Annotated in this window: 11 protein-coding genes and 1 pseudogene; 9 read left to right on the top strand and 3 right to left on the bottom strand. The window is 67.3% G+C overall.

Annotated features, from left to right (window positions below; genetic code table 11):
• From GKO32_RS37215 to GKO32_RS37230, 4 genes and pseudogenes are all read left to right on the top strand, one after another.
• Nucleotides 1–594 (top strand): annotated as a pseudogene (locus GKO32_RS37215) (benzoyl-CoA 2,3-epoxidase subunit BoxB); the annotation flags it as partial.
• Nucleotides 595–606: 12 nt separating this feature from the next.
• Nucleotides 607–2199 carry a benzoate-CoA ligase family protein gene (locus GKO32_RS37220; protein WP_154761608.1) on the top strand — a complete coding sequence of 531 codons (1593 nt, stop codon included), beginning with the start codon at nucleotides 607–609 and terminating at the stop codon, nucleotides 2197–2199.
• Nucleotides 2196–2984, top strand: coding sequence for an HpcH/HpaI aldolase family protein (locus tag GKO32_RS37225; RefSeq protein ID WP_154761609.1), 789 nt, complete (start codon nucleotides 2196–2198; stop codon nucleotides 2982–2984). The genes GKO32_RS37220 and GKO32_RS37225 overlap by 4 nt, the downstream gene beginning before the upstream one ends.
• Nucleotides 2985–2998: 14 nt before the next feature.
• Nucleotides 2999–3874 (top strand): amidohydrolase family protein, encoded by an 876-nt coding sequence (locus tag GKO32_RS37230; RefSeq protein WP_154761610.1) that lies wholly within the window; start codon nucleotides 2999–3001, stop codon nucleotides 3872–3874.
• Nucleotides 3875–3878: 4 nt separating this feature from the next.
• Here the strand turns inward: GKO32_RS37230 and GKO32_RS37235 are convergent, their stop codons facing one another.
• Both GKO32_RS37235 and GKO32_RS37240 read right to left on the bottom strand, forming a co-directional pair.
• Nucleotides 3879–4658, bottom strand: coding sequence for an enoyl-CoA hydratase/isomerase family protein (locus tag GKO32_RS37235; RefSeq protein ID WP_154761611.1), 780 nt, complete (start codon nucleotides 4656–4658; stop codon nucleotides 3879–3881).
• Nucleotides 4659–4696: 38 nt separating this feature from the next.
• On the bottom strand, nucleotides 4697–5065 hold the full coding sequence (locus tag GKO32_RS37240; protein WP_154761612.1) for a winged helix-turn-helix transcriptional regulator: 369 nt from the start codon (nucleotides 5063–5065) through the stop codon (nucleotides 4697–4699).
• A gap of 61 nt (nucleotides 5066–5126) precedes the next feature.
• Between GKO32_RS37240 and GKO32_RS37245 the strand changes: the two genes are divergently transcribed.
• On the top strand, nucleotides 5127–5636 hold the full coding sequence (locus GKO32_RS37245) for a DUF1579 family protein (protein WP_154761613.1): 510 nt from the start codon (nucleotides 5127–5129) through the stop codon (nucleotides 5634–5636).
• Nucleotides 5637–5643: 7 nt separating this feature from the next.
• Here GKO32_RS37245 and GKO32_RS37250 read toward each other — a convergent pair whose 3' ends face one another.
• Entirely contained in the window at nucleotides 5644–6309 is a 666-nt protein-coding gene (locus GKO32_RS37250) for a TetR/AcrR family transcriptional regulator (protein WP_208024661.1), read from the bottom strand.
• A 100-nt stretch (nucleotides 6310–6409) separates the two neighbouring features.
• Between GKO32_RS37250 and GKO32_RS37255 the strand changes: the two genes are divergently transcribed.
• From GKO32_RS37255 to GKO32_RS37270, 4 genes are read left to right on the top strand one after another with little or no spacing between them, the layout of a single operon-like run.
• A complete protein-coding gene (locus GKO32_RS37255; RefSeq protein WP_246245331.1) occupies nucleotides 6410–7435 on the top strand; it encodes an LLM class flavin-dependent oxidoreductase in 1026 nt (341 codons plus the stop codon).
• Between the two features lie 51 nt (nucleotides 7436–7486).
• A complete protein-coding gene (locus GKO32_RS37260; protein ID WP_166459854.1) occupies nucleotides 7487–8119 on the top strand; it encodes an isochorismatase family protein in 633 nt (210 codons plus the stop codon).
• 10 nt (nucleotides 8120–8129) lie between these two features.
• On the top strand, nucleotides 8130–9218 hold the full coding sequence (locus GKO32_RS37265) for a hypothetical protein (RefSeq protein WP_208024662.1): 1089 nt from the start codon (nucleotides 8130–8132) through the stop codon (nucleotides 9216–9218).
• Nucleotides 9219–9251: 33 nt separating this feature from the next.
• On the top strand, nucleotides 9252–10403 hold the full coding sequence (locus GKO32_RS37270) for a DUF5624 domain-containing protein (RefSeq protein WP_154761616.1): 1152 nt from the start codon (nucleotides 9252–9254) through the stop codon (nucleotides 10401–10403).
• Nucleotides 10404–10482 lie beyond the last annotated feature (79 nt).

Below are 10482 nucleotides of genomic sequence, written 5' to 3' on the forward strand. Positions count from 1 at the left end.
GGTATCCCGCTGGAGATCATCCAGCGTTACCTGAACTTCCACTACAGCGTCTCACTCGACCTCTTCGGCAGCGAAACCTCCACCAACGCCGCCAACTACTACACCGCCGGACTCAAAGGCCGCTGGCAGGAAACGCGCCGCCGCGACGACCATCAGCTCACCGACACCGCGGCGGTCCTCGACAAGCCCAACGCGGACGGCACCTGGAGCACCGACGAGGTGCAAACGGTGCTGGCGTTGAACCTCGACCTGCGGGGCGAGTACACCGCCGACTGCCGGTCCGGGACCAAGCGGTGGAACAGGATTCTCGACGACGCCGGGATCTCGTTCCGGTTCTCCTTGCCACACCCCGGTTTCCACCGCCAGGTCGGGCTGAACGCGGGCGTGCACATCACGCCTGAAGGGTCCATTGTGGACGAAGCGACGTGGGAGGCGAACCGGAAACGCTGGCTGCCCACCAGCGAGGATCTCGCTTTTGTCCGCTCGCTCATGCACCCCGTCTACGAGCGCGGGAAGATCGCCGGCTGGATCGCGCCGCCTGCCAACGGGATCAACGGCCAACCGTTCGACTACGAGTACGTCCACCTTCCCTGAGGGGCCGCACCGATGACTGCTTCGTCACCGTCGACGAATCCCGCCGTCTTCAACGCGGTCGACTACCTGGTCGACCGGCACGTCCAGAACGGGGACGGCGATCACGTCGCGGTCGTCGGAGTTTCCCGCTCGCTGACCTACGGACAGCTGGCGGCCGAGCTGCGCCGGGTCGCGGCGGGCCTGCATGCGCTCGGGGTCCGGCCCGAGGAACGCGTGCTGATGTGCATGGCCGACGAAATCGAGTTGTTCACCGCGATCCTGGCCGCGATGCACCTGGGTGCGGTGGCGGTGCCGACGTCGACCATGCTCACCGGTCCCGAACTGCGCAAGCTCGTCACCGATTCGCGAGCGGCGGTGGTGCTCGGCTCGGCGGAGTTCCTGCCGCAGGTCCGCGTCGCCGTCGCCGGCGCACCCGAGGTGCGGCACGTCGTCGTCGCGGCTGGCGAACCCGGGCCGTTGCCGCCAGGCGTGACGGGCCACGACTGGTCCGAGCTCACCGGTGAACCCGCCGAACGGACCTACCGCACCTGGCGCGACTCGCCGGCGCTGTGGCTGTACACGTCGGGCACGACCGGTGACCCGAAGGCGGCGATGCACCGGCATGCCGACATCCCTTTCGTCGCCGAGAACTACGGGAAACGGGTGCTCGGGGTCAGCCGCACCGACCGCTGCCTGTCCGTGGCGAAGCTGTTTTTCGCGTACGGCATCGGAAACTCGATGTTCTTTCCGCTCGCCGCCGGCGCGACAGCGGTGCTCGAACCGGGACGGCCGACACCGGCGCGGCTCGCCGAACGGGCGCTTCGTGACCGGCCCACCCTGTTCTTCGGTACGCCCAGTTTCTGGGCACCGCTCCTGGCCAGTGACGTGATGGTCGAGGCGTTTTCGACCGTACGACAAGGAATTTCGGCCGGTGAGGCGTTGCCCGCGCGGATTTACCACGGCATCGCCGAACGATTCGGCATCGAAGTGCTCGACGGTATCGGGTCCACCGAGCTGCTGCACATCTTCGTGTCCAACCGGCCGGGCCAGGTCCATCCCGGTTCGTCCGGGGTTCCGGTGCCCGGCTACGAGATCGAGCTCCGCGACGAGCACGGCGCGGTGATCGACGAGAATGATCGTCCCGGCGAGCTGTATGTGCGAGGCGACTCGGCGGCGACCGGGTACTGGTGCCGGGCCGAGACGTCACGCGAGGTGTTCCTCGGTGGCTGGGTGCGCACCGGTGACAGCTATCTGCGCAATGACGACGGCACCTACACCTGCCTCGGGCGGTTCGGCGACATGCTCAAGGCCGGCGGGATCTGGGTCACCCCGAGCGAGGTCGAAAACCGGCTGCTGGACCATCCCGATGTCGCCGAGGCGGCGGTCGTGGGCGTGCCCGATTCCGACGAGCTGGACAAGCCCGTCGCCTGCGTTGTCCCGGTGCCGGGACACGCCATCGATCCCGACGAGCTGATCCGGTGGTGCCGCGAAGGGCTGGCGTCGTTCAAACGCCCGCGAGCCGTGGTCGAGCTCGCCGAGCTGCCCAAAACCGCCACCGGGAAGATCCGCCGCAACGTCCTTCGTCAGCTCGTCCGTTCTGCACCAAGGAGAAAGTTGCCCACATGAACGCATTCCTGGACCGGTTGCGGGCCGGTGAACTGACGCTGATGCTGGCCATCCGCAGCAGCCGGACCACCGATATCGTCCGCATCGCGCACGCGACCGGGCATCACGCGATCATGGTGGACCTCGAACACGCCACCATGTCCCTCGACGTGGCCGCCCAGTTGTCCGCCACCGCGGCCGACTTGGGCATGACACCGTTCGTGCGGGTGCCCGAGCGCGATTACGGCTCGATCGGCCGGCTGCTGGACTGTGGCGCGCAAGGCATCATCGCCCCGCGGATCGAGACCCCCGCCGAAGCCGAGCTGGTGGGCCGGGCGTGCCGTTTCCCGCCGCGCGGGCAGCGCTCACAGCTTTCGATGCTGCCGCGGCTGAGCATGCGTCCCACCCCGGCCCGGGAGCTGAATCCCTTGCTGGACGAGGAAACGATCGTGCAGGCCCTGGTGGAAACCCCGAAGGGCATCGCGAACGCGGACGCGATCGCGGCCGTCGACAACGTCGATATCGTCGCGATAGGCGCGAACGATCTGACCGCGGAGCTGGGAATCCCGGGCCGTTACGACGATCCGCAGGTTCATGCCGCGGTCGAAACCGCCGCACGGGCGTGCCGTGCGCATGGCAAACTGCTGATGCTGGGCGGCATTTCCGATCCGCGCATCCTCGATGCACTCGTTCCACTGGGCGTCTGTCCACTTTTACTGTCCGGAGTGGACACTGAGTTGCTGTTCAGCGGAGCCGAGGCCCGCGCCGCGAAATTCGCCACCTGGTGGCAACAATCCGCTCGATAAGGAAAGGGCCAGCCATGGCACCGGAAATCCTGCAGACCACACCCATGCGTGCGGCGACCTCGAACACCAAACCGCGGTTCACCCTGCCGCCCGGAAGCTGCGATGCCCATTTCCACGTGTTCGAGCCGGGCTATCCGCATGTCCCCGAACCGCTCTACACCTTCCCCGACGGGAACCTGGAGCAGTACCTCGAACTCACCGATTTCCTGGGTATAGAGCGGATGGTGCTCGTGCAGCCGACGTTCTACGGCACGGACAACAGGCTCACCCTGGACACGCTCGGCAAGGTCGGGAGCCGCTGCCGCGCGGTGGTGCGGATCGAAGAGGACACCCCGGACAGTGAGCTGGACCGGTACCACGAGCTGGGTGTCCGCGCGATCCGCCTCGATCTGTTCGCCCGGCGCGACTCGTCGACCGAAGAGATCATCGCCTATGTCCGGCGGATGGCCGCCCGCGCCACGCCTCGCGGCTGGCACATCCAGTTCTACACGCCGGGCACGGTCGTGCGCGCTCTCCTGCCGTTCCTCGCCGATCTCGAAGACCGGTTCGTCATCGACCACATGGGCTACATGCTCGAATCGGACGGCCTCACGCGAGCCGATTTCGATCGCCTGCTGGGTGTGCTGCGCAACGGGAACTGCTGGATCAAGCTTTCCGGGCCGTACCGGATCGCCAAGAACAAGCCGCTGGCATCGGTCGAACCCCTGGGGCGCGCGCTGGTCGAGACCCGGCCGGACCGGTTGCTGTGGGGGTCGGACTGGCCGCACCTGCCGAACGGTCAGCGTGACACGGGTGAGCTGCTGAACCTGCTCGCGGACTGGGCGCCCGATGCGGGTGACCGGCAGAAGATCCTGGTCACCGCACCGGAAGAGCTCTTTTTCGCGGGCTGACGGCTCAGCGGCCGTGGAACGAAGGAGTCTTCTTGTCCAGGAACGCTTGGACGGCTTGCTGATGATCTTCGCTGAGACCGAGACGGGCCTGCGCTTCGCCCTCCGCCCGCAGCACATCGGTGAGGGGAAGCGCCAGTGCCCGTTTCATTTCGGCGTAAGCGAGAGTCGGGCCGGCCGCGAGCCGCGCCGCGAGATCGGCGGCGGTCCGGGGCAGCTCGTCGGCGGGCACCGTTTCGCTGACGAGGCCCCATGCGACGGCTTGCGCGGCGGTGAACGGTTCGCCGAGCAGGATCAGCTCGGTGGCCTTCGCGGTGCCGACCGCGCGGGCGAGGGTGGCCGACAGTCCCGAGTCGGGAGCCAGGCCGATGGCGGTGAAGGCCGTGCCGAACCGGACGGTGCCGGCGGCGATGCGGAGGTCACACGCGAGCGCGAAACCGAGCCCGGCGCCGAAACACGTGCCGTTGACGGCCGCGACCACCGGCTTCGGCATGGTGGCCAGCGCCGTCACGATCGGGTTGTAATGCTCGGTGATCGTGGCGAAGGCCGTCGCCGGATCCGACCGCAGGGCGGCCGCGTGCTCGGCGAGATCCTGGCCCACGGAGAACGTCTTGCCGTGCCCGGTCAGGACGACCGCGCGCACGGAATCGTCCGCCGCGACATGCTCGAGTGCTTGGCGCAGCGCCGTTTTCGCGGCGATGGTGAGAACGGGCCGGTTCATGGTCACGGTCGCGACGGCGCCGTGATGGGCGAGGGAAACGTCCTCGTCACCGCTCTGGTCAGCCATCCGCCGAGACTAACACGACTGCCTGAACGTTCGGTCGGTTAAGTGGCCCGCTCGTCGCGCTCGGCCCACTGGACGCTCCAGTCCGCCACCGCCGTGAGCACCGGCGACAGCTGGGAGCCGATGGGCGTGAGCGCGTAGGTGACCTGGACGGGCCGCTGGTCGGTCACGATTCGTTTGACGACGGCGGCGTCTTCGAGCTCTCGTAACCGTTGCGACAGCATGGCATCGGTCAGCCCGGGCACCCCCCGGCGGATCTCGGAGAAGCGCAGTGGCCCGGTCAGCAGCCGCTGCAGGATCACCCCGTTCCAGCGGCGCCCGATCAGCTCGATGGCGGCGTGGAAGCGAGGGCAATGACCGAGAACCGTCGCCGGCTCGTCCTGTGTCGCACGTTTCGCGTTGCTTGCCATACCGCCACTATAGCTACTATGATTTAAATAGTTGCTCAGAAATACATAGTAGGAGGATGACATGACGACCAGCGAGACTCCGGCCGGCACTCAGGGTGCCCCCGGTCCCAGCCCGCGCCTGCGTGAACTCGGCTTCTTCGTCGGCGCATGGGAAGCGCCCGGTGTCTTCCACGAGACCCCGTTCGGGCCGCGCAAAGACATCGAGATGCGTGTGACGGGTGAGGCCGTCGACGGCGGGCACTGGGTTCTCGTCCGGACCGAGGAACTTCCCACTCCGGAGAACCCTGCCCCGCTGAGTGCGCACTATCTGTGGGGCTACGACGTCGCCGCCGATGAGTTCGTCGCGGACTGGTTCGACAGCAACGGCGGCCGTGCCGTGCAGCGCTCGAAGGGCTGGGAGGGCGACGTGTTCGTACTCGAGGGCACCATGACCATGGCCGGCAACAGTGTTCCCCTGCGCGACACGTTCACGCGGAAAGGTCCGGATGCCTACCACCACATCGGTGAGATCGACCTGGGCAATGGCTGGATCCCGGTCGACGAGGAGCAAGCCGTCCGCGCGAAGGGCTGACCACCCGTCAGGCCGGTGGGCTGCCGGACTCTTGCAGGGATTTCAGCAGCAGCGACGGCGGGGGAGCCGGCGGCAGCCGTGGCTGCCCCTCGGCGCGGCAGGACTGGAGCAGAAACGCCGCGAGTCGCCGGGATGCCTTCGTCGCCGTCGTTCCCGTTCCGCCGACGACCCCGGCGTTGGCCAGCAGGAACAGCGGCAGGTCGGTCGGGGAGAAGTCGGGCCGGAGCACACCCGCGTTCTTGGCGCGGCGAGCCAGTTTGCTGAAACCCCGGTAGGCCCGCAGCCGTGCCTGGTGCAGCTCCGTGCTCGGGGACAGTGCGGCGGTCAGTACCGCGGCGAAGCCGTGATCTTCGCACTGCATCGCGAAAACCGTTTCGACGAATTCCTGAAAACCCGCCCAGGGATCGGGGTTCTCGAGCGCCTTTTCGGCCGCGTCGGCGTAGGCCGACACCTGGGTGGTGAAGACCGCCACCACGAGGTCCTCCCGGTGCGGGAAGTTGCGCTGCAGGGTCGCCAGGCCGACCCCGGCCGCTTTCGCGATCTCGTTCAAGGACACGGTGAGTCCCCGGGCCGCATACAACGACGCCGCGGCATGCAGCACTCTTTGCCGGTTCTGCTCGGCATCGGCGCGCCGGGGCGGGCGGCCTCGGGTCCGGTGTGCTGACGCGGTCACGCCCCGAGGGTAACAGCCAGTTAAGTGGTGAGGCTTCACCACTTAGTGCTAGCGTGAATCGCATGGCGTGGGGACTTCCCCGGCCAGAAGGGTCGTGATGATGAGCGTGCAGATCGGCATCGCTTCGCTGAGCGATATCCAGCCGACCACTGTGGACGGCCGGCAACGGTCGGTGGAGGAGCGCACGAAGCAGATCGTCGAGCTGGGTGTGCTGGCCGATGCGGTGGGGCTGGACACTTTCGGGCTCGGTGAGCATCACAGTTTCGATTTCGCGGTGTCGTCCCCGGCGGTGGTGCTGGCCGCCATCGCGGGCCGCACGCGGTCGATCCGGCTCTCCAGCGCGGTCAGCACGCTCGGGGCGCTCGACCCGGTCCGGCTGTATCAGGATTTCGCGTCGTTGAACCTCGTCAGTTCCGGCCGCGCCGAACTGATCGTCGGCAGGAGTGCCTATCCGGAGCCGTTCGCGTTGTTCGGTGAGCCGATCGAGTCGTACGACGCGTTGTTCGCGGAAAAGCTGGATCTGCTGCTGACGATCCGGGACAACCCGGTCGTGACGTGGCAGGGCCGGTTCCGCTCGCCGCTGGTCGGCGCGGAGGTGCCGCCACGGACGCGGAACGAGCTGCCGATCTGGCTGGGAGCCGGGGGCACTCCGGCCAGCATCGTCCGTGCCGGGCGGCTCGGACTGCCCGTCGTGCTGGGCTACATCGGCGGTGACGCGGGAAGGCTCGCTCAGCTCGTCGACCTCTACCGGCAAGCCGGCGCGGCGGCGAACGTGAGCGACCGGCTCAGCGTCGGTGTCGCGCTGCACTACCTCGCCGTCACCGATCCGTCCGATGTGGACGCGAGTTATCCCTTCTACCGTGATTTCCTCCGCCCGAAGAAGCCCGGTGGTGGTGGCTTCATCGTGGAGCCGGAACAGTTCCGCCGTGGGCTCGAACCGGACGGGCATCTGATGATCGGTGCCCCCGAACAGATCCTCGACAAGCTGACCCGGCTGCACAAACTGCTTGGCCTGGACCGGATCCAGGCGCTGGTGGACTGGGGCGGCCTCCCCGGCGAGCAGGTCGATCGGTCCGTGCGGGCACTGGGCGAGTTCATCGCTCCGGAACTGCGCGGGCTCGGGTGACGAACCGCAAGACCATCCATTGTCCCATTTTCAGGAAAGGTTGACATGCCCATGAACCTCGAACCTTTGAGCGGTGACAACGCCGCCGTGGTGCTGGTGGACTACGCGATCGGTTTCGCCAACGTGCTGCGCTCGACCGAGTTGGGTGAGCACCTCAACAACGTGGTGGGCCTGACGAAAACGGCGCAGCTGTACGGGCTGCCGCTCGTGGTGACGAACGGTATCGACTCGCGCCCGTCCGGGCCGCTGTACCCGGAACTGGCCGAGGTCCTCGGGGACACGCCGGTCGTCGTGCGGCCCGATGCGGCCTTCAACTCCTTCCTCGACGAGGGTTTCGCGCGGGCCGTGCGGGAAACGGGACGGCGGCGGCTGATCATCGGCGGGATCGCCACCGACGGGTGCGTCCTGCAGACCGCGCTCGGCGCCCTGCGTGAGGGGTATGAGGTGTACGTCGTGGAGGACGTCACCGCCACCACCACCGTCCGGGCCCATGAGATGGCGATCCAGCGGATGATCATGTCGGGCATCGTGCCCATCACGTGGTGGTCGCTGGCGGCGGAGTTGCAGCTCGACCCGAAGTTCAAGGACTCGCCGGTGCGCAGCCGGCTGATGGCGGCGCACCAGCCGATCATGATGATGAGCGGGCGCACCTTCCTCGCCGGTGCCGCAACGCGGCAGTCCTGAAGGAGGCCACGTGCCCACGCATCTGACCGAATACGCGAGCGTGCCGACGTCCGGGGCCCGGGGGGTGGAGCCGTTCGAGCTGGACGGGATGCACTTGCTGGCCATCCCGCAGCTCGCCTACGACGTTCCGGATACGCCGGCGAACATGAACGGCGGTGACAGCGACACCGATCTGCTTCTGCTGCGCCGGGGCGACAACGGGTACGAGCGCTGGCAGAGCATCCCGGCCCCGGGTGGGGAGGACGCCGAGTTCTTCCGCATCGGTGACCGGGCGTTCCTGGCCGTGGCCAGTATCCGCACCGGAAGCGGCCCGTACCGCTTCGCCACTGACTCCCGTGTCTTCGAATGGAATGGCTCGAAATTCGAGGGGTTCCAAGCTTTCGACGGTTATGCGGCCAAGCAGTGGAAGCATTTCCGCATCGACGACGAGCATTTCCTCGCGCTGGCCCAGGGGGTGGTGCTGCCCGGAGACGACGCTGAGAACCTGCCGTCGCGGATCTACCGCTGGGATGGGCAGCGGTTCGCGCATTTCCAGGACATCGAGTCGCAGTGGGCCTACAACTGGCACGCTTTCACCGTAGACGGCCGGCATTTTCTCGCCCATGCCGATCATGTCCGGCCGTCCGTGCTCTACCGGTGGACCGGGACGCGGTTCGAACCGCATCAGGAACTCGCCGACCGGCACGGCAGGGCGTTCGCCCATTTCACCGCGGACGGGGAGACCTTCCTTTTGGTGGCCCGGTTGCAATCGGAGTCGGTGTTGCTGCGCTGGGACGGCGCTCGTTTCGTTGCGCACCAGGCACTGAAAGATCCCGGCGCCCGCGAGTTCGCCGTACTCGAAGGCACACAGGGGCTTTATGTGGTCCGGGTCAATTTCGTGCTCGGCACCCCGGACAACCCCACCACGGCGCTCAATTCACAGCTTTACCTGTGGCGCGAGCGCACCCTGGTGGAGGTCGAACAGTTCCCCACCACGGGCGCGACCGACGCCGCGGTCATCCACGAAGACGACGGGACGACGCTGGTGGCGGTGTCCCACAGTCTGACCGCCGACCTGCGGTTCGCCGCCAGGACCGTGCTGTACCGCTTCGCCGGTTGACCGATTCGCCCGCCATCGCCGGAGGACCATGTCATGCCAGGAAATTCGAGCCCTGAACTCGTCGACCTGTTCACCACCTACACGGCGTCGGCGGACAGCCTCGGCGCGCACCTGACCCGGACGGCGACCGATCGCGGTGCCGGCGATCCGCTGATCGTCGCCACCTCGGCGGACTTCGCGTTGTACCCGGGGAACGGAAAACCCCCAGCGGTCGAAGGATTCCGGTTCTCCACCAAGGGTTTCAAGGAGCTCGCCGGAATCTCCCACCTGGGGCCCGCGGTCGCCAGCCTGGTCGGGCTGAAAGAGAAATACGACGACGATCGCTGGCGCACCGAAGCGGAACGCCTGCTGGCGCAGGTCGAGCGTGCCCGCGCGGCCAACAGCGGCGAGCTGTGGCGGGACACGATCGCGGTCGAAGCCTACCGGGGCCGGGAACAGGCGATCGCCGACATGATCGACTACAGCTGCGCGGTGACGGTCCGCTATCTGCGCGCGGCACTGGCCGATGGCACCTACCTCACCGGCCGGACGCTGCGCGAAGAGTACCTGGACCTCTCGATCAACGAGATGATGATCGCGACGTTCTTCCTCAGCACGATGGACATCTCGTTCCGGGTGCTGCGCTGGTTCGGCGGACAGGACCTCGACTGGGCGCGGACGATGGTTCTGGTCGCCGGCCGGCAAGGACGGGTCACCTCCGGGGTCACCTGGAATACCTCGAGCGTCGCCACCATGATCCACGGCGCGTCGCGCTATCAGCTGCCGCTGGAGCGGCTGTACCTGGCGCCGCACGCACCGACCTTCACCACTCCGGTCGACGGCGACCTGTCCGAGATCGCCGGCCTCGAGAAAACCTTGCGTGGCATCTGGTTCAACGTCCGCGCCACGGTCGAGCTCGGCGGTCTGATGTTCCCGGACAGCCCGGGCTACGCGCCCTCGCAGCTGGTCAGCCCGGATCTCACGGCCGGCGCGATCACCGAGATCAGCGAAATGCCGGTGATCCACGGACCTGACGACTGGCCGGCGATGATCACCCGGCTGCGCATGGTGCTGGAAGATCCGCGCCAGCTGTTGTCGGGCTGTGTCACCGATTACGCGGTCCGCCAGCTCGTCGACACCGGCAACGACCCCGCCAAGGTCGTCGTGCCTGGTCTGGACAACGTGACCTATCCGGCCGGTCGGTGATGTCTTTGCCGTCTCCTTCGAAACCCGTGCCAGTAACGTGTTTCTCGATCTGCGCGGCTACGGTGCCCCGCCCCCGCCC

Source organism: Amycolatopsis pithecellobii, assembly GCF_009707865.1.
Classification (GTDB): Bacteria; Actinomycetota; Actinomycetes; order Mycobacteriales; family Pseudonocardiaceae; genus Amycolatopsis_E; species Amycolatopsis_E pithecellobii.